We start from the raw sequence: 24,622 nt of genomic DNA, 5'->3' as shown, positions 1-24,622 counted from the left end.
CGCTCTCCAGGGTCCGTTCTCCAGTGCCTGTTCTCCAGAGTCCGTCGGAGGGTGTGTTTCACGTGAAACCGATCGACCCGCGCCTGCTTCGGTACGCCCGTGCCACTCGCTTCTTCCTTGTCGCGGTCGTGGTCCTGGGGCTGGCCGGGGCGGGCCTGGTCGTCGGCCAGGCGATGCTCATCGCCGAGATCGTGGTGGGCGCCTTCCAAGAGGGCCTCTCCGTGGGCGATCTCAGTACTCCGCTGGTGTTGCTCGCCGTGGTCGCTGCGGGGCGGGGTCTGGTCTCCTGGCTGACCGAGCTCGCCGCGCACCGGGCGAGCGCGGCGGTCAAGTCCGAACTGCGGGGGCGGCTGCTGGAACGGGCGGGCGCGCTCGGGCCCGAGTGGCTCGGAGGCCAGCGCACAGGGTCGCTGATCTCTCTCGCCACCCGCGGCGTGGACGCGCTTGACGACTACTTCTCGCGCTATCTGCCGCAGTTGGGGCTCGCGGTGGTGGTGCCGGTGGCGGTGCTGGCCCGCATCGTCACCGAGGACTGGGTGTCGGCGGCCATCATCGTCGTGACGCTCCCCCTGATCCCGGTCTTCATGATCCTGATCGGCTGGGCCACACAGAACCGCATGGACCGCCAATGGCGTCTCCTCTCGCGCCTCTCGGGCCACTTCCTCGACGTGGTGGCGGGCCTCCCGACGCTGAAGGTGTTCGGCCGCGCCAAGGCGCAGGCCGAGTCGATACGCAAGATCACCGGCGAGTACCGGCAGGCCACGATGCGGACGCTGCGCATCGCCTTCCTCTCGTCGTTCGCCCTTGAGCTGCTCGCGACGATCTCGGTCGCGCTGGTCGCGGTGACCATCGGCATGCGGCTCGTCCACGGCGAGATGGAGTTGTACGACGGTCTCGTCGTCCTCGTCCTCGCACCCGAGGCCTACCTTCCGCTGCGGCAGGTCGGCGCGCAGTACCACGCGGCGGCGGAGGGGCTCTCGGCCGCCGAGGAGATCTTCGAGGTCCTGGAGACCCCGGTGCCGGCCGCCGGGACGGGGGCGGCGCCTTCGGGTGTCCTGAGCGTGGAGGGCGTGACGGTCCGGTACCCGGGGCGGACGTCGGACGCCGTCTCGCGGGCGTCCTTCGAGGTGGCGCCCGGGGAGACCGTGGCGCTCGTCGGACCGAGCGGGGCCGGCAAGTCGACGCTGCTCAATGTGGTGCTCGGGTTCGTCCGGCCCACCGAGGGGCGGGTGCGGGTCGGGGGTGTCGACCTGGCGGAGGTCTCGCCGGAGCGCTGGCGCGAGCGGATCGCGTGGGTGCCGCAGCGGCCGCACCTCTTCGCCGGGACCATCGCGGAGAACGTACGGCTCGCGCGGCCGGAGGCGGACGACGCGCAACTGCGAGGGGCCCTCGGTGAGGCGGGTGCCCTGGAGTTCGTGGACGCGCTGCCCGCCGGGGCGGAGACCGTGCTGGGGGAGGACGGTGCCGGGCTCTCCGCCGGGCAGCGGCAGCGCCTCGCCCTGGCGCGGGCGTTCCTCGCCGACCGGCCCGTGGTGCTGCTCGACGAGCCGACGGCGGCGCTGGACGGCGGCACCGAGGCGGAGGTCGTCGAGGCGGTTCGCCGGCTCGCCGTCGGCAGGACCGTGCTGCTGGTCGTGCACCGGCCGGCGCTGCTGGCCGTCGCCGACCGCGTCGTACGGCTGGACGCCGCCGAGGCTTCCCAGTGCCGGGACGTGTCTCCGGTCGCCGCTCACAGGGAGGGGGGCGCGGCTGCCCCTGCCGGGAGCGATGGCGATGTGGCCGGTGGTCCGGTGGTGCCGGGGCCCCTGGAAGAGAGTGTCCGCCCGGGGCTCCGGCTTGCGGGCGGAGTGCTGGGCCGGGTCCGGGACGCGGCGCAGGCCCGGCGAGGGCAGTTGGCGCTGGCGCTGCTCCTGGGCAGCCTCGCGCTCGCCAGCGCCGTCGGGCTCATGGCCACGTCCGGGTGGCTCATATCGCGGGCCTCGGAGCAGCCCCCGGTGATGTACCTGATGATCGCCGTGACGGCGACCCGCGCCTTCGGCATCGGCCGCGCCGTCTTCCGGTACGCCGAGCGGCTCGTCTCGCACGACGCCGTGCTGCGGATGCTCGCCGACACCCGGGTCGCCGTCTACCGGCGCCTGGAGCGACTCTCCCCCGCCGGGCTGCGCGGGGCCCGGCGCGGCGACCTCCTCTCACGTCTCGTCGCCGACGTCGACGCCCTGCAGGACTACTGGCTGCGCTGGCTGCTCCCCGCGTCCGCCGCGGCCGTCGTGGGCGCGGGAGCCGTCGGCTTCACCGCGTGGCTGCTGCCCGAGGCGGGCGCCGTGCTCGCCGCGGGGCTGCTCGCGGCGGGGGTCGGCGTGCCGCTCGTGAGCGGCGCCGTGGCCCGGCGCGCGGAGCGGAAGCTGGCTCCCGCGCGCGGGGTGCTCGCCACCCGCGTGGCCGATCTCCTCACCGGCACCGCCGAGTTGACCGTCGCCGGCGCGCTGAAGCGGCGTACGGCCAAGGCCGCCGAGGCCGACGCCGAGCTGACCCGGATCGCCTCCCGGGGCGCCACCGCCACCGCGCTCGGCGACGGCCTCGGGGCCCTCGTCACCGGGCTCACCGTGGCCGGGGCCGCGCTCGTCGGCGTGCAGGCGGTCCACGACGGGCGGCTCAGCGGCGTGGCCCTCGCCGCGGTCGTCCTCACACCGCTGGCCGCCTTCGAGGCGGTGATGGGGCTGCCGCTCGCCGTGCAGTACCGCCAGCGGGTCAGGAAGAGCGCCGAGCGGGTCTACGAAGTCCTCGACGCACCCGTGCCGGTCCCCGAGCCCGCCGTGCCCGCAGAGGCCCCTCGTACGCCTTTCCCGCTGCGCGTCGAAGGACTGCGCGCCCGCTACGAAGGGCAGCCCGCCGACGCGCCCGCGCTCGCCGGCGTCGACCTGACGCTGGACCGGGGGCGGCGGATCGCCGTGGTCGGCCCTTCCGGGTCCGGCAAGACGACGCTCGCACAGGTGCTGCTGCGGTTCCTCGGGGCGGCCGAAGGGACGTACACGCTCGGCGGCACGGACGCGGCCGCGCTGGACGGCGACACCGTGCGCGGCATGGTCGGGCTGTGCGCCCAGGACGCCCACATCTTCGACAGCTCGGTGCGCGAGAACCTGCTGCTCGCGAAGAAGGACGCCACCGACGCCGAACTGCGTGACGCACTGGAGCGTGCGCGGCTCGACGGCTGGGTCGCCTCCCTGCCCGACGGGCTCGACACGCTCGTCGGCGAGCACGGGGCCCGCCTCTCCGGAGGACAGCGACAGCGCCTGGCACTGGCCCGCGCGCTGCTCGCCGACTTCCCCGTCCTCGTCCTGGACGAGCCCGCCGAACACCTGGACCTGCCGACCGCCGACGCCCTCACCGCCGACCTGCTGACCGCGACCGAGGGGCGCACGACGCTGCTCATCACGCACCGCCTCGCCGGGCTCGACGCCGTGGACGAGGTGCTCGTGCTGGACGGCGGGCGGGTGGCGCAGCGCGGCACGTACGCGGAGCTCGCGGCAGAGGAGGGGCCGCTGCGGCGGATGCTGGAGGTGGAGCGGGCGGCGGACCTGTTGGTGGCGGGGTGAGGGCGGCCTCGGCGGGGTGAGGGCGGCCTCGGCGGTGGGCGGGTGACCTCGGCGGTGGGCGGGTGGCCTCGACTTTCCCCTGCAAATAGGACTTACTAGGCTCAAAGTCATGTCAGTACCCTCGGCCTCCGCCGACTCCCCGCTCCCCGACGGCACACCGGACTCGGTGCGGGCGGCGGCGCGGGCGACCCACACCCTCCAAGGGCTCTCGACCGAGCTGACGTCCCGGGTGCCGCAACTGCTCGAAGCCATGCGGTCGGTCGGCACCGGACTCGAACTGCACACCACTCTGGACCGCATCTGCGAGACCGCCGCCGAGCTCGCCGACGCCCGCTACGCCGCGATCGGTGTCGTCGCCGAGGACGGCAAGGGACTCTCCGACTTCGTCTTCCACGGCATCGACGAGGAGACCGCCGCGAGGATCGGGCACCTGCCCGACGGCCACAAAGGGCTGCTGGGCGCGCTCATCCACCAGCCGAGGACGCTGCGCCTGCCCGACCTCTCCGAAGACCCGCGTTCCTGCGGCTTCCCGCGTCACCACCCGCCGATGCGGACCTTCCTCGGCGTCCCCATCCGCGTCCAGGGCGAGATCTTCGGCAACCTCTATCTGACGGAGAAGCGGGACGGGGCCGAGTTCAACGACTACGACGTGCACATGGTCCGCGTACTCGCGACGGAGGCCGGCATCGCCATCGGGAACGCACGCCTCTACGAAGCCGCCAAGCAGCGCGAACGCTGGATCGACGGCTCCGTGGCGGTCACCACCGCCCTGCTGGCGGGCAGCGACGCCGAGGAGGCGCTCGCGGTCGTCGCGGAGCAGGCCAGGCACCTCGCGGACTCCGCCGCGGGCATCGTGCTGCTGCCCGACGAGGAGGGCGGCATGGAGATCGTCGCGGTCTCCTCGGACGAACCGACCGGGGCGCTCGGCATGATCGTCCCTCCGGAGAGCCGCATCGTCGCCGAACTCCTCGAAGGGGAGCCCGTGTTCCTCGACGACGCGGCGAGCGACCCGCGCGTCATGACCGAGCTCGCCCGCGCCTACGGCCCCGTCATGATGCTGCCGCTGCAGAGCGACGGCCGGGTCCTCGGGACGCTCGTGACGCCCCGCGCGCGTGGGGCACGCCCTTTCAGCGAGGCCGAGCGGACCCTCGCCACCCAGTTCGCCTCGCAGGCCGCGCTCGCGCTGATGATGGCCGAGGCCCAGCGGGACCGGGAGCGGCTCGCGGTGTACGAGGACCGCGACCGGATCGCCAGGGACCTGCACGACCTCGTCATCCAGCGCCTGTTCGCCACCGGGATGATGCTGGAGAGCGCCCAGCGCAGGTCGGTCGTCCCGGAGGTGCAGGTCGGTGTCGGCAGGGCGGTCGACGAACTGGACGTGACGATCCAGGAGATCCGCACGGCGATCTTCGCGCTCCAGCAGGGGCCCGCCGAGGCCCCTTCGGGGCTGCGCACCCGCGTCCTGCGCGAGATCAACATGGCCGCCGTCCCCCTCGGCTTCAAGCCCTCGCACCGCTTCGTGGGACCGGTCGACACGGTGGTCGGCGAACTGACCGGAAAGAACCTCATCGCGGCGCTGCGGGAGGCGCTGTCCAACGCGTTCCGGCACGCGCACGCGGCCCGCATCGACGTCGTGGTCGACTCGACGGTGGTCCTCCCGGACGGGCAGCAGGGCGTACGCCTGACCGTCGCCGACGACGGCGTGGGCATCGCGGAGGGCGGGCGGCGCAGCGGCCTGAAGAACCTCAAGCGGCGCGCGGAGTCGCTCGGCGGCGACAGCTGGTACGGGGCCGGGATCGGTGAGGACGGCGGCGGTACGACGGTGGTGTGGGAGGCACCGTACTGACCGCGCGAAAGGGGTCTGTTCGGCGGTATGCGGCTGGTCCGTACGGGGCATCGCGCCCCCCGAGTGCCCGAGTTGCGCAGGATCCGCGCCCTCGTGGCGGGCAACGATCCGTGACATGTGTTCGAGCCGTCGCCATCGCCGTCGCGTGCGCCGTCGCCGCCTGCCGCACCCGCTCCTGCGGGTGCTGGTGCCGGTGCTGCTGTGCGCGCTGCTCGGGCCCGTGCCGCCTGCCGCGGCCGCCGAGGGACCGAGCACGAGCGCCGACGTGGCACGGCTCTACGAAGAGGCCTCCGCCGCGACCGCCCGCTACGAAGAGGGCCGTCGGGCAGCCGGCATCCAAAAGGCGAAGGTCCGGAAACTGAACCGACTCCTCGCCAAGGAGCGGCGCCACGTGGCGGTGCTCCATGACGACCTCGGCAGGATGGCCAGCGCCCAGTACCGCACCGGCGGAGGCCTCCCCTACACGGCGCAGCTGCTCCTCGCCGACAGTCCCGACGCCGTGATGCGCGGCAGACGTGCCCTGTGGCATGCCGACCTGGCTGTCAACGGTGCCGTCACCAAGACCCGGCGGGCGGTGGCGGATCTCGCCGCCGCCAAGGACAGGGCGGACCGTGCCAGGCGCTCGCTGGTGCGGCGCACCGCACGCCTGGCGAAGCTGAAGCGCGGCATCGAGCGGAAGCTGGAGACGGCGCAGTGGATCCTCCAGGGCGAGGCCGACCGGTCGGTCGCGGCGGGGAAGTGCCGCGGTGCCGTACGCCTGCACCAGCGGAAAACACCTGCCACGCGCGCGTGGGTCACGCCCGTGGAGACGTACGAACTCTCCGCGGGCTTCGACAGCGTCGGCGGCCGCTGGTCCGGCCGTCACACCGGGCAGGACTTCGCGGTCGACATCGGGGCGCCCGTGCGGTCGGTGGGGGCGGGCCGGGTGGAGAGCGTGTCGTGCGGCGGAGGCTTCGGCATCGAGGTCGTGGTGCGGCACAAGGGCGGGTACTTCACGCAGTACGCGCACCTCGCGGCCGTCACCGTCGACCAGGGGGACCGCGTGCGCCCCGGCCAGTGGGTCGGTCAGGCCGGCACCACCGGCAATTCGACCGGGCCGCACCTGCACTTCGAGACACGGCTCACGCCGCACCTGGGCTCGGGCGTCGACCCACGGAAGTGGCTGGCCAGGCGAGGCGTCAGGCTCTAGCGATCCACCGGGCTCCAGTGGCCCCCGGGCTCTAGCGACCGGCCAGGATCTGCTCGATCACGACCGCGACGCCGTCGTCGTTGTTGGCGACCGTGCGCCCGGAGGCCGCGGCGATGACGTCCGGGTGGGCGTTGCCCATCGCGTACGACGTACCCGCCCAGGCGAGCATCTCGATGTCGTTGGGCATGTCTCCGAAGGCGACGACTTCCGCCGGGGTGATGCCGCGCTCGGCACAGCACAGCTCCAGGGTGCTGGCCTTGGAGACGCCGGGGCCGCTGATCTCCAGGAGGGCGCTGGGGCTGGAACGCGTGACCGTGGCCCGGTCGCCGATGGTCGCCCGGGCGAGCACCAGGAACTCGTCGGGGGCGAGCCCGGGGTGGAAGGCGAGGACCTTCAGGACGGGCTGCACGGCGACAGCGGAGTCCGCGAGGGTCTCGGCCAGCAGCTTCTCGGCAGGCGCGACGCTCTCACCCGGCTCCATGTGCAGCGGCGGGTACGTGTCCTCGTGGTGGAGCCCCCCGGTCCGCTCGATCGCGAAGGACGTGCCCGGCGCCGCGGCGCGCAGCCTGCGGACGACATCGAGAGCGCACTCCCGTGCCAGCTCGCGGATCTTGACGAAGCTGTGGGTGCCCGGGCCGCCGTGCAGGTCGACCACCGCGGCGCCGTTGCCGCAGATGGCCAGGCCGTGACCGTGGACGTGGGCGCTGACGACGTCCATCCAGCGGGCCGGGCGGCCGGTCACGAAGAAGACCTCGATGCCCGCCTCCTCGGCGGCCGCGAGCGCGGCGACCGTACGGTCCGAGACCGTCTTGTCGTCGCGCAGCAGGGTGCCGTCCAGGTCCGTCGCGATCAGCCGGGGCCGTGGTCGCGGCGCGGCCGGGCCGCTGGCTGCCGGTGCGGTGGAGGCCGGGATACGGGGGCCCGGGGTAGCTGAGGTCACGCCGTCGATTGTCCCGCATATGCGTGCACGGCCGTGCGGTGGGGCGCACATTTGAGTGCGGCTCACCCACGTCCGAGTGCAGCTCATCCCACGTCCCGCCCCATCAGCCCCGCCGTAAGCTCTGAGACATGAGTTTGCGCCTGAGCACCGTGATTCTTCCCGTACGACGCTGGCAGGAGGGGGGCCGCGACCAGTGGCTGCGGGCCGAGGAGCTCGGTTTCCACACCGCGTACACGTACGACCACCTGGCCTGGCGCACTTTCCGTGACGGCCCGTGGTTCGGCGCGATACCCACGCTGACCGCCGCCGCGACGGCCACCGAGCGGCTGCGCCTGGGGACGCTCGTCACGTCGCCCAACTTCCGGCACCCGGTGACGCTCGCCAAGGAACTCATCTCGCTCGACGACATCTCCGGCGGCCGGATCACCCTCGGCATCGGCGCCGGCGGCAACGGTTTCGACGCCACGACGCTGCTGAGGAGCGGTGAGGAGCCCTGGACGCCGCGGGAGCGCGCCGACAGGTTCGGCGAGTTCGTACCGCTGCTCGACCGGCTGCTGACCGAGGACTCGGTGACGTACGAGGGGACCTTCTACTCGGCGCTGGAGGCCCGCAATATCCCGGGCTGCGTGCAGCGGCCGAGGCTGCCCTTCGCCGTCGCCGCCACCGGCCCGCGCGGTCTGAAGCTCGCGGCCCGGCACGGGCAGGCGTGGGTGACCACGGGGGACCCGAAGCTCTTCGAGGCCGGCACCCCCGAGCAGTCCCGAGAGGCGATCCGGAACCAGGTCGACAAGCTCGGCAAGGCCTGTGCGGACATCGGCCGGGACGTGGCCGAGCTGGACAAGATCCTGCTGACCGGCTTCACCCCTGACCGGAACCGTCCGCTGGAGTCCCTCGACGCCTTCGTGGACTTCGCAGGCCGCCACCAGGAGCTCGGCTTCACCGAGCTCGCGATCCACTGGCCGATCCCCGGCTCCGGCTTCGCCGCGGACCAGACCGTGTTCGAGCAGATCGCCACGGAGGCCCTCCGTCAGCTCGGCTGACAGCCGTCGGCGGTGCGCGGCCTCGCCGATCGGTTTCCCGCGCACTCGCCGACCAGTTTTCCGCGCGCTTGAGCTCCGGTCATCCGCTTTTCATCGACAAATGTGGGCTCGAAGGTTTGATCCACAGCCAAGTCAAGTTATCCACAGGCTAGTTGACAATTCTGTGGACAACTCCTAGGCGATAGGCGGCATTTGACCAACTTGCCCAGCTTGTCCGCTGGTTGAGGCAAGAGCGTCCAACGTCCGTTTCTGCACCTCCCTTTCAGTGGCCGCCGCGATGAACGCCGCCGCGTTCTCCTCGCCAACCAGGGCCTGGACGGCCCGCATTGTGGAACCGGGCATCGCCACCACTTGAGGCTCATCCGCCCTCGGTGTCGGCTCGCCGGTCTCGAGGTGCTGTCGAAGGTGCCGGGTCGCGAACAGGCGCATCGCGCGCGCGAGTTCGGCGTCGACCGACTGCTGGGCGAGCGGCCTGAGTCTGCGCACGAGCTCCGCAGCCTCGGCCGCGTCCGCCTCGGTCGGCGGGTGAGGACCGAGATAGCGGGCGAAGACGTGCTCCGTCGTGAACTCCAGGAAACGGGACGCTATGTGCTCGACCTGGCCCCTCAACTCCCGCAAATGGCCTGAAATCGCCGACAACGGGACGCCCGCGGCGTACAACTCGACTGCGACCGCGAGCTCTTGGGGGCTCGGCACCAGGAACTCGTCCTCGCGCCCCGGCATCGGTTCGAGCACGCCGAGGGCGACCGCGTCGGCCACCGCCGCCTCGTCCGACGTACCGCCGAAGGCCGCGTCGAGCTCCTCGCGAGTGATCCGGTCGGCCTTCTCGTCCGTCCACGGGCCGTCGACCTCCGCGGCGAGGCCGAGCACCCCGCCGAGACCCCTGCCCGCGTCCCAGGCCTCCAGGAGCTCCTTGATGGAGGCCAGGGTGTACCCGCGGTCGAGCAGGTCCGCGATCTGCCGCAGCCGTGCCAGGTGCGCGTCCCCGTACACATTGGACCGGCCTCGCCGCTCCGGGCGGGGCAGCAGCCCCCGGTCCTGATAGGCGCGGATCGTGCGGACCGTCGCGCCGCTGTGGTGCGCCAGGTCCTCGATGCGGTACTCCACGCTGCCCGTCCTCCGTGATGACTTGCCGGGACCCGCGCCGGGGCCCCTAGGCAGTGGCTGCCCGGCCGATCGCGCCCGCCGCCGCCCGTGCCGCGGGCGACAGCGCCAGATACTCGACGGCCTTGCGCAACGAGCCTTCCTGCGAGGGATGGTACGACCGCCGCAGATAGCGGGGTATGGCCGTGCCGATCTCGCGCCAGGTGGGCAGCAGGCCCTTGCGGACCGCCCTGTTGTGCTCGGCCAGGGAGTACCGCAGGCGGCCCGCGAGTCGGGGGTCGTGGCGGATCAGATAGGCCGTGCCCCAGATCCACAGGTACAGCATCACGGGCGCCGTGACCGTCATGCCCGCGACCCGGCGGGCATACCGGGGCAGGCCCTGCCCACCGCAGTGCTGGAACATGTCGAAGGCGACCGCGCGGTGCTCCACCTCCTCCGCGCCGTGCCAGCGCAGCAGGTCGAGCATCACCTCGTCGGACCCGGCGCGGTCGAGGCCCTCCGCGTGCAGGACCCAGTTCCCCAGGACCGCCGTGAACTGCTCGATCGCGGCGATGATCGACAGCCGGAATCGCAGCCACTCCGGAGTCGACACCGGCAGCCCCAACGGCGGCTTCTCACCGAGGAGTTTCTCGAAGAGGAAGTCCACGTACCGAGTGAAGTCGGCGGTGTCGAGGTGCTGCGCCGCCAGGTGGTCGAGCACATGCGCGTGCTGCACGCTGTGCGTGGCCTCCTGGCCCATGAATCCCTTGACGTCGCCCCGCAGCACCGGGTCGGTGATCAGGGGCAGGCCTTCCTTGAAGACCTTCACGAACCACCGCTCCCCGGCGGGGAGAAGCAGATGCAGGACGTTGATGACGTGGGTGGCGGTCGGCTCGTCCGGTATCCAGTGCAGCGGTGTCCTGTCCCAGTCGAACGAGACCCGGCGCGGAACGATCGCGTAGTGCTCTCCCGTGCTCACAGCGGCGGCTCCAATCGGGCTATCGCACGCAGGGCCTTGGGGCTGAAGCGGGACAAGAAGCGGGCACCCCGGGCCTCGGGAGTGACCGGGACCACCGCCTGGTTCTTGACTACGGCGTGCAGGACCGCGTCGGCGACCTTCTCCGGGGGGTAGTTGCGCAGGCCGTACAACCGGGCGGACCTCTTCTGGCGGCGCTTCTCCTCCTCGGCGCCGACACCGACGAAACGGGACGTCGCCGTGATGTTCGTGTTCACGAAGCCCGGGCAGATCGCGGAGACGCCGATGCCCTGGTCCGCGAGCTCCGCGCGCAGGCACTCGCTGAGCATCAGGACCGCCGCCTTGGAGGTGCTGTAGGCCGGCAGGGTCTTGGAGGGCTGATACGCGGCCGCCGAAGCGGTGTTGACGATGTGGCCGCCCTGGCCGCGCTCGGCCATCTGCTTGCCGAAGAGCCGGCAGCCGTGGATCACCCCCCACAGATTGACGTCGAGGACCTTCTTCCAGTCCTCGCCCGTGGTGTCGAGGAAGGAGCCGGCGAGACCGATGCCCGCGTTGTTCACCAGGACGTCCACCACGCCGTACTCCGTGGCGACGCGCTCGGCGAGCTTCTCCATGGCCTGCTCGTCGGAGACGTCGACCGTCTCCCCCCAGGCATCCGGGGCGCCGATCAGGCGGGACATCTCCGCCGTACGGGCCGCGCTCTCCGCGTCCCGGTCGACGGCCACCACGCGCGCCCCCGCCTCGGCGAACGCGAAGGCGGTGGCCCGCCCGATGCCGCTGCCCGCTCCGGTGACCAGGACGAGCCGGCCGGCGAACCGGTCGGCGTACTTCCCGGTGGCCGCGCTGCCCTTGGTGGGCAGGCCGTCCTCGTTCGCCGCGACGAAGTCGCTGATCCACGCCGACAGTTGGTCGGGGCGGGTGCGCGGCACCCAGTGCTTGGCCGTCAGGGTGCGGCGGACCAGCTGCGGGGCCCACAGCTCGAGATCGTCGTAGAGCCGCTCGGAGAGGAAGGCGTCCTCGGAGGGCGTGATGAGCTGCACGGGCGCGTGCGCGTACGCATCGGAGCGGGGCCTGCGGAGCCTCGCGCGGATGTTGTCGCGGTAGAGCCAGGCGCCGTGAGCGGCGTCCTGGGGCAGCGACGGCGTCGGGTAGTCGCCCGCAGGGACCTTCTCGACGCGCTGGAGAATCTTCGGCCACTGCTTGCCGAGCGGGCCGCGCCAGGCGAGCTCGGGGAGCGCGGGGGTGTGCAGCATGTACACATACCAGGACTTGGCGCCCTGGCCGAGCAGCTGGCCGACCTTGCGGGGTGTGGGCCTGGACATGCGGTGCTTGATCCAGTGGCCGAAGTGGTCGAGCGACGGGCCCGACATCGACGTGAACGACGCGATGCGGCCCTCTGTCCGCTTGACCGTGACGAACTCCCAGGACTGCACCGAACCCCAGTCGTGCCCGACCACGTGCACCGGCTTGTCCGGGCTGACCGCGTCGACGACCGCCACGAAGTCGTCGGTCAGCTTCTCCAGGGTGAAGCCCCCGCGCAGCGGCCGCGGCGCGGTCGACCTGCCGTGCCCCCGGACGTCGTACAGCACGACGTGAAAGCGGCCCGCTAGGCGCTCGGCGACCTCGGACCACACCTCCTTGGAGTCCGGATAGCCGTGCACCAGGAGGACCGTGGGCCGGTCGGTGTCGCCGAGCTCGGCGACGCACAGCTCCACCCCGCCCGTGCGCACCCAGCGCTCGCGCGCGTCCTTCAGCTTCGCGGGGACTGCTCCGGTCGTCATGCGGCGGCCCTCTCCTCAGCCCAGCGCCGCACATGCGGCAGGTCGTCGTCCAGCCAGAACGCGCTCTGTTCGGGATCCTTGGAGTCGGTGACGACCAGGATCTCCTCGAACTTCGCGCCCGTACCCCGGAAACCGAGGTGCGGTTCGACCGCCCAGAGCCCCTCCCGGGGCGGGTGGTCGGAGAATTTGTAGGGCGACCACAGCGGGGACCAGCCGTCCCGGTGGCCGCGGAGGGCGTCGCTCGCCAGCCCCTTCAAAGACTGTGTGCCGAAACCGAAGAGGTGCGGGGTCAGCCGGCGCTCCTTGACCCGGTCGACCTTGTGCGCGATGACGCCGAAGGGATAGGCCCGATGGCGGTTGGCATAGCCCTGGCGGACCATGAGCCGGTCCACGTCCTCATAGATCTCCCGCAGCGTGCGGCGCTCGCGCACCTCGCGCAGGATCAGCTCGCGGTGCGCCTCCAGATCGGCGAGGAGCTTGTCGTGCACGGGGTTGAGACCGAGGCAGCCGGAATAGCCGATGTCAGCCGTGAACCCCTTGTACACCGGGGCCATGTCGAGGATGAAGGGCATCCCCGGCTCCAGCTTGCGATGGGTCGGGAAGAACTGCAGCGGCACCCGGAAGTTCACGAACGCCGTGCGGTCCCCGAACCAGGCGAACGGCAGGTGGAACCAGTCCCGCACACCTCGCTCGCGCAGCCACTCGCGCTGCATCCGCGCGGCCTCGCGCTCCGTCACACCCGGCTTGAGCTGTGCCGCGACCGCCTCCGCGCAGGCATACGCGAGGGTCTGCACTTCTCTGAACCCCCGCAGTTCCGCGGAGAGTTCACCTGCCACTGCTGAGGTCATGCCACCGTCCGTCCCGAGTCCGGTCCACCCGTGTCCGGTCCATCGCCGTACGCGGTCGTAACTTGACACTGATGAATGTGACAATGCCCGGCGGCTACGTCAATAGTTCTGCCCGACCCTGCGGGACAGGTCCGGGAGATCCCCCAGGGGGCGACTTCCGGACGACCCCTACGGGCCCGTAATACTCCAGAGTGAGGGCAGGGCAGGCCCATGGTCTGACGCGCCGGTGTGGTCTGCGCCACTACCGTCGAAACGTGACTGTGATCGCGACCGAAAGCCTGAGCAAGCGGTTCCCGAGGGTGACCGCGCTTGACCGGCTCTCCATGGATATCGGGCCCGGTGTGACCGGACTCGTCGGAGCCAATGGAGCCGGCAAGTCCACACTGATCAAGATCCTGCTGGGTCTGTCCCCCGCCACGGAGGGCCGGGCCGCCGTGCTCGGCCTCGACGTCGCCACCCGCGGCGGCGAGATCCGCGAGAGCGTCGGGTACATGCCGGAGCACGACTGTCTGCCGCCCGACGTCTCGGCCACCGAGTTCGTCGTCCACATGGCGCGCATGTCGGGCCTCCCGCCCACCGCGGCCCGCGAGCGCACCGCCGACACCCTGCGCCACGTCGGGCTCTACGAAGAGCGGTACCGCCCCATGGGCGGCTACTCGACCGGCATGAAGCAGCGGGTCAAGCTCGCCCAGGCCCTCGTCCACGACCCCCGACTGGTCTTCCTGGACGAGCCGACGAACGGCCTCGACCCGGTCGGACGCGACGAGATGCTCGGCCTGATCCGCCGCGTCCACACCGACTTCGGCATCTCGGTCCTGGTGACCTCGCACCTGCTCGGCGAGCTGGAGCGAACCTGTGACCACGTCGTCGTCATCGACGGCGGCAAGCTCCTGCGGTCCAGCTCCACCACCGACTTCACGCAGACCACCACGACGCTCGCCGTCGAGGTCACGGACAGCGACCGACACCCGGACGGCACCCGGGCGTTGCGCGACGCGCTGCGGGCGCGCGACATCGCCACGGAGACCGGCGGCGAACTGCCCGGCGCGGGACACACGATCCTGCTCACCGCGGAGGGCGAGGAGACGTACGACGTCGTGCGCGACCTCGTCGCCGACCTCGGCCTCGGCCTGGTCCGGATGGAACAGCGCAGGCACCACATCGCGGAGGTCTTCAAGGACCAGGACGCGTCCCGGCCGGAGCCCGTCGCCGCGGCCGCACAGCAGACAGGAGGCCGGCGCGATGAGCACTGAGTCCACCCGCATTCCCGATCCCGCCCGGACCGATCCCGCCCGGACCGATCCCGCCCGGACCCCCGAGTCCACCCGGATCCACAACATCGGCTACCGGAACTACGAAGGACCGCGCCTCGGCCGTGCCTACGCCCGCCGCTCGCTCTTCTCCCAGAGCCTGCGCGGCGCGTACGGCCTCGGCCGCTCCGCCAAGTCCAAGGTCCTGCCGATGATCCTCTTCGCGGTGATGTGCCTGCCCGCGGCGATCATGGTGGCGGTCGCCGTGGCCACCAAGGCCAAGGACCTCCCCCTCGACTACACGCGCTACGCGATCGTGCTGCAGGCCGTCATCAGCCTCTTCCTCGCCGCGCAGGCCCCGCAGACCGTCTCCCGCGACCTGCGCTTCAAGACCGTGCCGCTCTACTTCTCCCGGCCCATCGAGCGCGGTGACTACGTAGTGGCGAAGTTCGCCGCGATGACCTCGGCCCTCTTCGTCCTCACGGCCGCCCCCCTCCTCGTGCTCTACGTAGGGGCGCTGCTCGCCAAGCTCGACTTCGCCGACCAGACCAAGGGGTTCGGCCAGGGGCTCGTCTCCGTGGCGCTGCTCTCCCTGCTCTTCTCCGGCATCGCACTCGTCATCTCGGCGATCACTCCCCGACGCGGCTTCGGCATCGCCGCCGTGATCGCCGTCCTGACCATCACCTACGGAGCGGTGTCCACCGTCCAGGCGATCGCCCACGAACAGGGCAGCACCGACGCCATCGCCTGGCTCGGACTCTTCTCGCCGATCACGCTCATCGACGGCGTGCAGACCGCCTTCCTCGGCGCGACCTCCGCCTTCCCCGGACAGGAAGGCCCTTCGTCCGGCGTCGGCGTCGTCTACGTACTGGTCGTCCTCGGCCTCATCGCGGGCTGCTACGGCGCACTGTCGCGCCGCTACCGAAAGGTCGGGCTGTGAGCACGATCAACATCGACCACACCTCCCGCTGGTTCGGGAACGTGGTGGCGGTCAACGACATCACCATGAACATCGGCCCCGGCGTCACCGGGCTCCTCGGCCCGAACGGCGCGGGAAAGTCGACCCTCATCAACATGATGGGCGGCTTCCTCGCACCCTCCACGGGCAGCGTCACCCTCGACGACCAGCCGATCTGGCGGAACGAACAGATCTACAAGAACATCGGCATCGTCCCCGAGCGCGAGGCCATGTACGACTTCCTCACGGGCCGCGAGTTCGTCGTCGCCAACGCCGAACTGCACGGCCTCGACGAGCGGGCCGCCAAGAAGGCGCTGGCCACGGTCGAGATGGAGTACGCGCAGGACCGCAAGATCTCCACGTACTCCAAAGGCATGCGACAGCGCGTGAAGATGGCCTCCGCCCTCGTCCACGACCCGGCCGTACTGCTGCTCGACGAGCCCTTCAACGGCATGGACCCGCGCCAGCGCATGCAGCTGATGGAGCTCCTGCGGACCATGGGGGACCAGGGCCGCACGGTCCTGTTCTCCTCGCACATCCTCGAAGAGGTCGAGCAACTGGCCTCGCACATCGAGGTGATCGTCGCCGGACGGCACGCGGCGAGCGGCGACTTCCGCAGGATCCGCCGCCTGATGACCGACCGGCCCCACCGCTATCTGATCCGCTCCAGCGACGACCGTGCGCTGGCCGCCGCGCTGATCGCCGACCCCTCGACGGCCGGCATCGAAGTCGACCTCAAGGAGGGCGCGTTGCGCATTCAGGCGGTCGACTTCGGCCGGTTCACGACGCTGCTGCCCCGGGTCGCCCGCGAGCACGGCATCCGGCTCCTGACGGTCTCGCCCTCGGACGAGTCCCTCGAGTCGGTCTTCTCCTACCTCGTCGCGGCCTGAAGGGAGCCATCGTGTACAACCCCACCGTCGCCCGGCTCACCTACCGGGCCCTGCTCGGCCGTCGCCGGGCTCTGATCCTCTTCGCCCTGCCCGTCCTGCTGATCGCCATCTCCGCCGCCGTACGCGGCTTCAGCGGCGCCGACGACCAAGTGGCCGTAGACGTCCTGGGCGGCTTCGCGCTCGCCACCATGGTGCCGATCATCGGCGTCATCGCGGGCACGGGCGCCATCGGCCCGGAGATCGACGACGGCTCGGTCGTCTATCTGCTGTCCAAGCCGGTGAAGCGCCCCACGATCATCTTCACCAAGTTGATCGTCGCCATCGCCGTGACCATGGCCTTCTCCGCCATCCCCACCTTCGTCTCGGGGATGATCCTGAACGGCAACGGCCAGCAGATCGCCATCGCCTACACCATCGCGGCGCTGGTCGCCTCGATCACGTACGCCGCGATCTTCCTGCTGCTCGGCACGGTCACCCGGCACGCCGTGGTCTTCGGGCTCGTCTACGCCCTGGTGTGGGAGGCCCTCTTCGGGTCGCTGGTCTCCGGGGCCCGCACGCTCAGCGTGCAGCAGTGGTCCCTCGCCGTGGCCCAGAAGGTCGGCGAGGGCGACCTGATCACCTCGGACGTGGGCCTGCCGGCCGCGACGGTCCTGCTGGTCGCGGTCACCGCACTCGCCACCTGGTACGCGGGACAGAAGCTCAGGACGCTGAAGCTCGCCGGGGAGGAGTAGGCACGGCGGAGTGGGCACGGAGGAGTAGGCGCGCGCCCCGGACCGGTCCGGGGCGCGGCCGCGTGCCTCGGGTCAGCCGAGGAGGCGCTCCAGCACCACCGCGATGCCGTCCGCCTCGTTCGACGTCGTCACCTCGTCGGCCACCGCCTTGAGTTCGTCATGGGCGTTGGCCATGGCGACGCCGTGTGCGGACCAGGCGAACATCGGGATGTCGTTCGGCATGTCGCCGAAGGCGATCGTGTCCACGGCCTTCGCGCCCAGTCGGCGGGCCGCCAGGGAGAGGCCCGTGGCCTTGGAGAGGCCGAGGGGCAGGAGTTCGACTATGCCCTCGCCCGCCATGGTCACGCCGACCAGATCGCCCGCGACCTTGCGCGCCACATCGGCGAGCGTGTCGTCGCTCAGGCCGGGGTGCTGGATGTAGACCTTGTTCAGCGGGGCGGCCCACAGGTCGGCGGGGTCCGTGAAGGGGACGGCCGGGAGCGGGCCGTCCTGGACCGCGTAGCCCGGGCCGACCAGGACCTCGCCGTCGAGGCCGTCGCGGCTCGCCGCGAGGGCGAGCGGCCCGATCTCCGCCTCGATCTTGGCGAGCGCCAGACCGGCGAGCTGCCGGTCGAGCGTCACCGAGGTGAGCAGCCGATGCTCTCCCGCGTGGTAGACCTGCGCGCCCTGGCCGCACACCGCGAGGCCGTCGTAGCCGAGGTCGTCGAGGATGTGGCGGGTCCAGGGCACCGCACGGCCGGTGACGATGATGTGCGCCGCGCCCGCCGCGGTGGCCGCGGTGAGCGCCTGGCGCGTCCGTTCCGAAACCGTGTCGTCGGGGCGCAGCAGCGTCCCGTCGAGGTCGGTCGCGACCAGCTTGTACGGAAAGGTGGGCGTGACCGGAACAGGGTGGCTCACTTGGCGATGGGCTCCAGGATCTCTCGGCCCCCGAGGTACGGACGGAGCATCTCGGGCACCACCACGGAGCCGTCGGCCTGCTGGTGGTTCTCCAGGAGGGCCACGATCGTGCGCGGGACGGCGCACAGCGTGCCGTTCAGCGTCGCGAGCGGCTGGATCTTCTTGCCGTCACGCATGCGCACCGAGAGGCGGCGGGCCTGGAAGCCGTCGCAGTTGGAGGCCGAGGTCAGCTCGCGGTACTTGCCCTGGGTGGGGATCCAGGCCTCGCAGTCGAACTTGCGGGAGGCCGAGGCGCCGAGGTCGCCCGTCGCCACGTCGATCACCTGGAAGGGCAGGCCGAGGCCGGTCAGCCACTGCTTCTCCCACTCCAGGAGGCGCTTGTGCTCGTTCTCCGCGTCGTCCGGGTCGACGTACGAGAACATCTCGACCTTGTCGAACTGGTGGACGCGGAAGATGCCGCGGGTGTCCTTGCCGTACGTGCCGGCCTCGCGGCGGAAGCAGGGCGAGAAGCCCGCGTACCGCAGGGGCAGCTTGTCGGCGTCGATGATCTCGTCCATGTGGTACCCGGCGAGCGCGACCTCGGAGGTGCCGACCAAGTAGTAGTCGTCCTTCTCCAGGTGGTACACGTTCTCCGCGGCCTGGCCGAGGAAGCCGGTGCCCTCCATGGCGCGCGGGCGGACCAGCGCGGGCGTCAGCATCGGGATGAAGCCGGCCTCGGTGGCCTGCGCGATCGCGGCGTTCACCAGGGCGAGCTCCAGCAGGGCGCCGACACCGGTGAGGTAGTAGAAGCGCGAGCCGGAGACCTTCGCGCCGCGCTCGACGTCGATGGCGCCGAGCGCCTCGCCGAGCTCCAGGTGGTCCTTCGGCTCGAAGCCCTCGGCCGCGAAGTCGCGGGGGGTGCCGATCGTGTCGAGGACGACGAAGTCCTCTTCACCGCCGACCGGGACGTCCGGGTGGACGAGATTGCCCAGCTGCTTGAGGAGGCGCTGAGTCTCCTCGTCGGCCTCGTCCTGGGCGGCGTCGGCGGCCTTGACCGCGGCGGAGAGCTCGCCCGCCTTCTTCAGGAGCTCCTGCTTCTCCTCGGGCGCGGCCTTGGGGATCAGCTTGCCGAGCGCCTTCTGCTCGGAGCGGAGCTCGTCGAAGCGGAGGCCGGACGACCTGCGGCGCTCGTCGGCGGAGAGCAGGGCGTCGACAAGCGCGACGTCCTCTCCACGGGCGCGCTGGGAGGCGCGAACACGGTCGGGGTCCTCACGGAGCAGGCGAAGGTCAATCACCCCTCAAGGCTACCGTCGCGCGCTTCCGGCCAACGACTCCATATTCCATTGTGTACGTTATGCCCGGTTTGCCGGAATGTGAATTTCCGGTTCGGGGCGGCCGGAAAAGCTCCGTCCCGAGCGGTCCGGCCTCCGGTCAATAAAAAGGGCACTATTCCCCGAAAGGGGGCAGAGTGCGTCCGCCGCCTTGACCGGAACGCCTTGTGGGAGACGGGACTTGGGCGGTCCGTCCACTGTGGTTGTCCACAGGAACCAGCGCCTCCGGACGGTTATCCACAGGGTGTGCGAAAGATCTGTGGATGTCGGAACGGGCCGTTTCCAAAGCTCCTCACACGCACGGGGAATCCCTTCCCAAACCACCCGCACACCCTCTTTCGAGTGGAAATGCCTCGCTCTAAAGAGTTGATCAATAGAAAAGAGTGGACGAGGGGTGACGTGCGGACCTGTGGACGGACTTGGGGGCTGTGAGCCGATTTGTCGACCATGTCGCGCTTCGTTGTCGACTTGTCCCCAGGTCGAGACACGCGCCTGTGGATAACTTCTGTGGACAACGTAAATCTGCAGGTAGGACCGCAGGAATGGGCGCGGAGACGGCCCGGAGGCCGGCGCGGGGCTGGCTAGAAACGGCCGTCCTGGCAGTGCGCCAGCCAGTCCGACGCCGCGATGAACTCGCTGTCCGTCGTGCCGGGCCGCAGCGCCCTGACGTCCTCAGTCGACACTCCGGCCCGCGGATACGAGCCGAGGAAGCGCACCTGCGGGCAGATCCGCTTGAGCCCCATCAGGGCCTCGCCCACGCGGCGGTCCGTGATGTGCCCCTCGGCGTCCACCGAGAAGCAGTAGTTGCCGATGCCCTGGCCCGTCGGCCGTGACTCGATGCGCATGAGGTTGACGCCCCGCACGGCGAACTCCTGGAGGAGTTCGAGCAGGGCGCCGGGGTGGTCGTCGCCCAGCCAGATGACGACCGAGGTCTTGTCGGCCCCCGTCGGCGCGGCGGGGCGGGCCGGACGGCCGACCAGCACGAAGCGGGTCTCGGCGTTCGCCGCGTCGTGGATCTCGCTGACCAGCGCTTCGAGGCCGTACGTCGCCGCGGCGAACTCACCCGCGAAGGCCGCGTCGAAGCGGCCCTCCTGGACCAGCCGGGCGCCGTCCGCGTTCGACGCCGCCGACTCCCACAGGGCGTCGGGCAGGTGCGCGGCCAGCCAGTTGCGGACTTGCGGCTGGGCCACCGGGTGGCCCGTCACCGTCTTGATGTCCTTGAGCTTCGTGCCGGGGCGGACCAGCAGCGCGAAGGCGATCGGCAGCACGACCTCGCGGTAGATCATCAGGGGGTCGCCCTTGGCGAGTTCGTCGACGGTGGTGGTGACGCCGCCCTCGACCGAGTTCTCGATCGGTACCAGCGCCGCCGCCGCCTCGCCGCCCCGGACCGCGTCCAGCGCGGCGGGCACGGAGACCATCGGGACGAGTTCCCGGGCGGCCGCCTCGGGCAGTGTGCGGAGAGCCGCCTCGGTGAAAGTGCCTTCGGGGCCCAGGTACGTATAGCGCGTCGCCGACATACCGTCACCCTAATGGGCCCGACGTGGCACGGCTCACGCGTCTCACAGAGCGGCGCCCTACGCCTCCAGCAACCGCTGCCCCACGTACTCGCCCTTCGCCGCCCCGCCCGGCACCGCGTAGAGGCCGCTCGCCTCGTGCCGGATGAACTCCGACAGGGCGTCGCCCCGGTCGAGCTTGCGCTGCACCGGGACGAAGCCGCGCATCGGGTCCGCCTGCCAGCAGACGAAGAGCAGCCCCGCGTCGGGCTCCCCCTTGCCGTCGAAGCCGTCGTGGTACGAGAACGGGCGGCGCAGCATCGCGGCGCCGCCGTTCTGGTCGGGCCGGGTGATGCGGGCGTGCGCGTCGAGCGGGATGACGACCTTGCCGTCCGGGCCCGTCTCGTCGAGCTTCGGCTCGGTCGTCTCCGTACCGCCGGTGAGCGGTGAGCCGTCCGACTTGTGCCGCCCTATCACCGCCTCCTGCGCCTTCAGACCCAGCTTCTCCCAGTCGTCGAGGAGCATCCGGATACGGCGTACGACTACGTAGGAGCCGCCCGCCATCCAGGAGGGGTTGCCGTCGCCCGGCACGAAGATCCGCTCGTCGAAGTCCTTCTCCGTCGGCTTGGGGTTGTTCGTGCCGTCGACCTGACCCATCAGGTTGCGGGTCGTCATCGGCCGCGCGGTGGCGCCCGGCGAGCGGTTGAAGCCGTTCATCTGCCAGCGCACGCGCGCGGTCCCGGCCGCCCCCCGCTGGATCGCGCGCAGCGCGTGGAAGGCGACGAGCGAGTCGTTGGCGCCGATCTGCACCCACAGGTCGCCGTTGCTGCGCGCCTTGTCGAGGTGGTCCGAGGAGAAGTCGGGCAGCGGGGCGAGGGCGGCCGGGCGCTGCTTCTCCAGGCCCGTGCGGGAGAAGAAGGAGGCGCCGAAGCCGAACGTGACGGACAGCGAGGAAGGGCCCGCGTCCCGGGCGACCGCCGTGTCCGCCCCGCCGACGGGCTCGCCCGCCATCAGCCGCTCGGCCGTCGCCGACCAGCGGCGCAGCAGGGCCGCCGCCTCCTTGCGGCCCGTGCCCGCCGCCAGGTCGAAGGCGACCAGGTGGCCACGGGCCTGGAGGGGCGTGGTGATGCCGGGCTGATGTTTCCCGTGAAACATCACCTGTTCGGCGCCCACGGAGGCGAGCTCCGTCCGCGTCGCGCCGGCAGAGTCCGCCGAGGCGTCCGGGGCCGCCGCGTACCCGACGGCGCCGCCCGCCGCGCCGAGCGCGAGGCCCGTCGCGCCGGCGGTGCCGAGCAGCCGCCGCCTGGAAATCCCGTTGTCCGCCATGGTGGTTGTTCCGTTCAGCCGATCTGCGCGTTCTTCTTCACGGTGACCTGGTCGATGTCGGAGGTCCGCACCGTCACCGCGATCTTCCACTTGCCTGCCATCGGGATCTGCACGCCGTTCGCGGTCCAGTGTCCGGTGGCGATGCGGTCCGGGGAGACGGGCAGCGGGCCGACGTCCTTCGATTCGAGGGTGAAGGACACCTTCACCTCGGGGACGTCGAAGGCGCTGCCGTTGGGCCGCTTCACATACAGGTGCAGGGTGTTGCTGCCGCCGCGGCCGGGGTCGAGGTCCAGCTGGACGGCGCCCTTGCCGTCGGTGCCGCCCGTGTCGAAGGGCACCTTCAGCTTGAGCGGCCCCGAGCGCTGCGACGCCGCCGCGGCGGTGGCGTTGGCGGCCTCCTCCTCGGTGCGCCCCGGCTCGGTGGCGGTGAGGATGGTCGTCACGGCCAGCAGGACGACGGCGATGCCGGCTTCGGTGAGCACCGAGCGGCGCAGGCCCGAGCGGTGCGGGTCGGCGTCGCGGATGCGCTTCTCGCGGGCGCTGTCCATGGCGGCCTGCTGGCGCGCCAGCTGGGCGGAGCGCTTGGGGTCGTCGCCCGCGTCTCCGGAGGAGGCCGGTACCGTGACCGGCTTCTTCTGGGGCTGCTTCGAAGACTGCTTCGACGACTGCCTCGCGCGCTGCTCGACGACCACGGCGGCCGCGCTCTCCGGAGCCATGCCGCCCACCTCGGCGGTGATCCGTCCGGTCCACCGCCGCGAGACGGATGCGACGCCCACCAGGACGACGACCAGGCCGATCTTGACGAGGAGCAGCTGACCGTACGACGTGCCGGTCAGCGCCGACCACGAGCCGACCTGCCGCCACGACTGGTAGGTGCCGGTCGCCGCCAGCACGACGACGCTGGTGAACGCCACGGTCGAGAACCGCTGCACGGCCGACGCGTCCACCGCGGTCGTCCGGAAGAGCGCGACGAGCAGCGACGCGAGCCCGCCGAGCCAGGCGGAGACGGCCAGCAGGTGCAGCACGTCGACGGGCATCGCGATGCCCGCCTGGATGCCGGTCGAGGCGTGCTCGGCCATCGCCCACGTCGCCGCGATGCCGATGGCGACGACGGTGCCGCCGATGGCGAGCCCGAAGGTGAGGTCCTTCTTCTCCTTCGGGTCCTCGCGCTTCTCGTACGCGCCGAAGAGCACCGCGATGAACAGCGCGGCGGCGGCGAGCAGCAGCAGCCGGGAGACCAGGGCGGCGCCCGTCTTGGTGTTGAGCACGTCGCCGAGCTTGCCCATGTCGAAGGCGTCGGCGAGCTTCCCGGAGCCGGTGTAGGGGGCGCGCAGGAGCAGCAGGACGAGAGTGGAGGCGGTCAGCGCGACCCAGCCGGACGTCACGATCCGCTGCACTGGCCGCGCCCCCGCGCCCCGCGGCCAGCAGCCGAGGACGAAGGCGGCACCGCCGACGAGCAGGATGAACCCGGCGTACGAGAAGTAGCGCACGATGTCGTAGAGCGTGCCGACCAGGCCGCCGCCGACCTCCTGGTCGGGCAGCGCGACCTTGGTGTCGGAGGGCGCGCCGATGGAGAAGGTGAAGGCACCGGCGACGGGGTGGCTGTCGGCGGAGACCACTTGGTAGGCGACGGTGAAGGTGCCGTCGGGCAGGCCAGGACGCAGCTTCACGCCGTACGTGTTGGCGCCCAGGTCCGTCGTCTTCTTGGTGTCGGCCCGCTTGCCGGACGGGTCGAGCACCCGCACCGAGCCGTCCGACATGGCCACCTTCTCCGAGAAGGTGAGCTTGACCTGGTCGGGGGCCTTGTCGACCACCGCTCCCTGCTTCGGGTCGCTGCTGGTCAGCGCGGCATGCGCGGACGTGGGCCCGGCACCGGCGAGGAAGACGCCGGTCGCGGCGAGAAGCACCAGAAGAAGCCGCCAGAGGCGGGGAGCTGAACCGGCCCGGGCAACGACCCTGGAGCGGGGAGCGATGGTCTGCATCAACGATCCGTCCCTCAGTGCGACTTGTGCTGCTTGGGGCTGTACGTCGCTTCCTTGACCGGAACCTCGACGGTGATCGGGTCCGACTTCTGGAAGTGCAGGGTCATGGCGATCTTCTCGCCCTGCTTCGGCTTGCGCTTGAGCTTTTCGAGCATCAGGTGGTTGCCGCCGCTCGCGAAGTCGAGCTCGCCGTTCGCGGGCACGTCGAAGGACTTCTCCTCCTTCATCGCGCCGCCCTTGGTGCTGTGCAGCGTGACGGAGCCCGCGATGTCGCTGGTGGCGGAGGTGAGCCGGTCGGCGCTGCCCTTGTTCGTCAGCGTGAAGAAGCCCGCCGCCATGTCGTCCATGGTGGGCTCGGGGACATAGGCCCCGCTGACCTTCAGCTCGGGCTTCTTCGCGGTGTCCCCGGAGCCGGAGCCGGAGCCCGAGTCGTCACCGCAGCCCGCGAGGGCCAGCGCGGCGGTCAGCGCCATGGCCCCGGTGGCGAGC

The 24,622-nt window shown here is 71.2% G+C and carries 19 protein-coding genes; 8 read left to right on the top strand and 11 right to left on the bottom strand.

Annotated elements, in window-relative coordinates; all coding sequences use genetic code 11:
- The first annotated feature begins 62 nt into the window (after nucleotides 1-62).
- From cydD to ACZ56E_RS26990, 3 genes are all read left to right on the top strand, one after another.
- Nucleotides 63-3,593 (top strand): thiol reductant ABC exporter subunit CydD, encoded by a 3,531-nt coding sequence (cydD, locus tag ACZ56E_RS27000; protein WP_471218052.1) that lies wholly within the window; start codon nucleotides 63-65, stop codon nucleotides 3,591-3,593.
- Nucleotides 3,594-3,702: 109 nt separating this feature from the next.
- Nucleotides 3,703-5,439, top strand: a complete 1,737-nt coding sequence (locus ACZ56E_RS26995) for a sensor histidine kinase (RefSeq protein WP_471218051.1) — start codon at nucleotides 3,703-3,705, stop codon at nucleotides 5,437-5,439.
- 115 nt (nucleotides 5,440-5,554) lie between these two features.
- Nucleotides 5,555-6,628 carry a murein hydrolase activator EnvC family protein gene (locus tag ACZ56E_RS26990; protein WP_471218048.1) on the top strand — a complete coding sequence of 358 codons (1,074 nt, stop codon included), beginning with the start codon at nucleotides 5,555-5,557 and terminating at the stop codon, nucleotides 6,626-6,628.
- A gap of 31 nt (nucleotides 6,629-6,659) precedes the next feature.
- On the opposite strand, the gene ACZ56E_RS26985 is transcribed toward ACZ56E_RS26990, so the two are convergent.
- The gene (locus tag ACZ56E_RS26985) at nucleotides 6,660-7,568 is read right to left on the bottom strand and encodes an HAD hydrolase family protein (RefSeq protein WP_471218046.1); all 909 of its coding nucleotides are present in this window, start codon (nucleotides 7,566-7,568) and stop codon (nucleotides 6,660-6,662) included.
- 128 nt (nucleotides 7,569-7,696) lie between these two features.
- On the opposite strand from ACZ56E_RS26985, the gene ACZ56E_RS26980 reads away from it, so the two are divergent.
- Nucleotides 7,697-8,608, top strand: a complete 912-nt coding sequence (locus tag ACZ56E_RS26980) for an LLM class flavin-dependent oxidoreductase (RefSeq protein ID WP_471218044.1) — start codon at nucleotides 7,697-7,699, stop codon at nucleotides 8,606-8,608.
- Nucleotides 8,609-8,782: 174 nt separating this feature from the next.
- Here the strand turns inward: ACZ56E_RS26980 and ACZ56E_RS26975 are convergent, their stop codons facing one another.
- Genes ACZ56E_RS26975 through ACZ56E_RS26960 form a run of 4 tightly spaced genes read right to left on the bottom strand, consistent with a single transcriptional unit; the run spans nucleotide 8,783 to nucleotide 13,296 of the window.
- Nucleotides 8,783-9,715: a MerR family transcriptional regulator gene (locus ACZ56E_RS26975; protein WP_471218042.1), complete on the bottom strand. Its 933-nt coding sequence runs from the start codon at nucleotides 9,713-9,715 to the stop codon at nucleotides 8,783-8,785.
- Nucleotides 9,716-9,761: 46 nt separating this feature from the next.
- A complete protein-coding gene (locus tag ACZ56E_RS26970; RefSeq protein WP_471218040.1) occupies nucleotides 9,762-10,670 on the bottom strand; it encodes a metal-dependent hydrolase in 909 nt (302 codons plus the stop codon).
- Nucleotides 10,667-12,448 carry an SDR family oxidoreductase gene (locus ACZ56E_RS26965; protein WP_471218038.1) on the bottom strand — a complete coding sequence of 594 codons (1,782 nt, stop codon included), beginning with the start codon at nucleotides 12,446-12,448 and terminating at the stop codon, nucleotides 10,667-10,669. The genes ACZ56E_RS26970 and ACZ56E_RS26965 overlap by 4 nt, the downstream gene beginning before the upstream one ends.
- Nucleotides 12,445-13,296: a M24 family metallopeptidase gene (locus ACZ56E_RS26960; protein ID WP_468607164.1), complete on the bottom strand. Its 852-nt coding sequence runs from the start codon at nucleotides 13,294-13,296 to the stop codon at nucleotides 12,445-12,447. Before ACZ56E_RS26960 ends, ACZ56E_RS26965 begins: the two co-directional genes overlap by 4 nt.
- A 260-nt stretch (nucleotides 13,297-13,556) precedes the next feature.
- Between ACZ56E_RS26960 and ACZ56E_RS26955 the strand changes: the two genes are divergently transcribed.
- Genes ACZ56E_RS26955 through ACZ56E_RS26940 form a run of 4 tightly spaced genes read left to right on the top strand, consistent with a single transcriptional unit; the run spans nucleotide 13,557 to nucleotide 17,125 of the window.
- Nucleotides 13,557-14,549 (top strand): ABC transporter ATP-binding protein, encoded by a 993-nt coding sequence (locus ACZ56E_RS26955; RefSeq protein ID WP_471218393.1) that lies wholly within the window; start codon nucleotides 13,557-13,559, stop codon nucleotides 14,547-14,549.
- Nucleotides 14,539-15,486 (top strand): ABC transporter permease, encoded by a 948-nt coding sequence (locus ACZ56E_RS26950; protein ID WP_471218036.1) that lies wholly within the window; start codon nucleotides 14,539-14,541, stop codon nucleotides 15,484-15,486. Before ACZ56E_RS26955 ends, ACZ56E_RS26950 begins: the two co-directional genes overlap by 11 nt.
- Nucleotides 15,483-16,394 carry an ABC transporter ATP-binding protein gene (locus ACZ56E_RS26945; protein ID WP_468607160.1) on the top strand — a complete coding sequence of 304 codons (912 nt, stop codon included), beginning with the start codon at nucleotides 15,483-15,485 and terminating at the stop codon, nucleotides 16,392-16,394. The genes ACZ56E_RS26950 and ACZ56E_RS26945 overlap by 4 nt, the downstream gene beginning before the upstream one ends.
- 11 nt (nucleotides 16,395-16,405) lie before the next feature.
- The gene (locus ACZ56E_RS26940) at nucleotides 16,406-17,125 is read left to right on the top strand and encodes an ABC transporter permease (protein WP_471218033.1); all 720 of its coding nucleotides are present in this window, start codon (nucleotides 16,406-16,408) and stop codon (nucleotides 17,123-17,125) included.
- A 72-nt stretch (nucleotides 17,126-17,197) separates the two neighbouring features.
- Here the strand turns inward: ACZ56E_RS26940 and ACZ56E_RS26935 are convergent, their stop codons facing one another.
- The 6 genes from ACZ56E_RS26935 to ACZ56E_RS26910 all read right to left on the bottom strand — a co-directional run bounded on the left by ACZ56E_RS26935 (nucleotide 17,198) and on the right by ACZ56E_RS26910 (nucleotide 24,606).
- Complete coding sequence (locus ACZ56E_RS26935) at nucleotides 17,198-18,022, bottom strand: HAD family hydrolase (protein ID WP_471218031.1); 825 nt, start codon at nucleotides 18,020-18,022, stop codon at nucleotides 17,198-17,200.
- A complete protein-coding gene (gene serS, locus ACZ56E_RS26930; protein WP_471218030.1) occupies nucleotides 18,019-19,296 on the bottom strand; it encodes a serine--tRNA ligase in 1,278 nt (425 codons plus the stop codon). Before serS ends, ACZ56E_RS26935 begins: the two co-directional genes overlap by 4 nt.
- A gap of 617 nt (nucleotides 19,297-19,913) precedes the next feature.
- Nucleotides 19,914-20,849 carry a prephenate dehydratase gene (pheA, locus tag ACZ56E_RS26925; protein WP_471218028.1) on the bottom strand — a complete coding sequence of 312 codons (936 nt, stop codon included), beginning with the start codon at nucleotides 20,847-20,849 and terminating at the stop codon, nucleotides 19,914-19,916.
- Nucleotides 20,850-20,906: 57 nt separating this feature from the next.
- Nucleotides 20,907-22,151, bottom strand: a complete 1,245-nt coding sequence (gene efeB, locus ACZ56E_RS26920; protein WP_471218025.1) for an iron uptake transporter deferrochelatase/peroxidase subunit — start codon at nucleotides 22,149-22,151, stop codon at nucleotides 20,907-20,909.
- 14 nt (nucleotides 22,152-22,165) lie between these two features.
- Nucleotides 22,166-24,133: a copper resistance CopC/CopD family protein gene (locus ACZ56E_RS26915; protein WP_471218023.1), complete on the bottom strand. Its 1,968-nt coding sequence runs from the start codon at nucleotides 24,131-24,133 to the stop codon at nucleotides 22,166-22,168.
- A 14-nt stretch (nucleotides 24,134-24,147) separates the two neighbouring features.
- Nucleotides 24,148-24,606 carry a copper chaperone PCu(A)C gene (locus tag ACZ56E_RS26910; protein ID WP_471218391.1) on the bottom strand — a complete coding sequence of 153 codons (459 nt, stop codon included), beginning with the start codon at nucleotides 24,604-24,606 and terminating at the stop codon, nucleotides 24,148-24,150.
- Nucleotides 24,607-24,622: the final 16 nt, after the last annotated feature.

The organism is Streptomyces sp. NPDC039480 (genome assembly GCF_055597165.1).
The sequence above is the reverse complement of the archived record's forward strand: the minus strand, read 5'-3'. Positions and strand labels throughout refer to the sequence as shown.

Coding starts and splice junctions, on each gene's coding strand:
- ACZ56E_RS26995 (WP_471218051.1), top strand. CDS start 3,703: ATGTCAGTACCCTCGGCCTCCGCCGACTCCCCGCTCCCCGACGGCACA.
- ACZ56E_RS26990 (WP_471218048.1), top strand. CDS start 5,555: ATGTGTTCGAGCCGTCGCCATCGCCGTCGCGTGCGCCGTCGCCGCCTG.
- ACZ56E_RS26980 (WP_471218044.1), top strand. CDS start 7,697: ATGAGTTTGCGCCTGAGCACCGTGATTCTTCCCGTACGACGCTGGCAG.
- ACZ56E_RS26965 (WP_471218038.1), bottom strand. CDS start 12,448: ATGACGACCGGAGCAGTCCCCGCGAAGCTGAAGGACGCGCGCGAGCGC.
- ACZ56E_RS26960 (WP_468607164.1), bottom strand. CDS start 13,296: ATGACCTCAGCAGTGGCAGGTGAACTCTCCGCGGAACTGCGGGGGTTC.
- ACZ56E_RS26950 (WP_471218036.1), top strand. CDS start 14,539: ATGAGCACTGAGTCCACCCGCATTCCCGATCCCGCCCGGACCGATCCC.
- pheA (WP_471218028.1), bottom strand. CDS start 20,849: ATGTCGGCGACGCGCTATACGTACCTGGGCCCCGAAGGCACTTTCACC.
- efeB (WP_471218025.1), bottom strand. CDS start 22,151: ATGGCGGACAACGGGATTTCCAGGCGGCGGCTGCTCGGCACCGCCGGC.
- ACZ56E_RS26915 (WP_471218023.1), bottom strand. CDS start 24,133: ATGCAGACCATCGCTCCCCGCTCCAGGGTCGTTGCCCGGGCCGGTTCA.
- ACZ56E_RS26910 (WP_471218391.1), bottom strand. CDS start 24,606: ATGGCGCTGACCGCCGCGCTGGCCCTCGCGGGCTGCGGTGACGACTCG.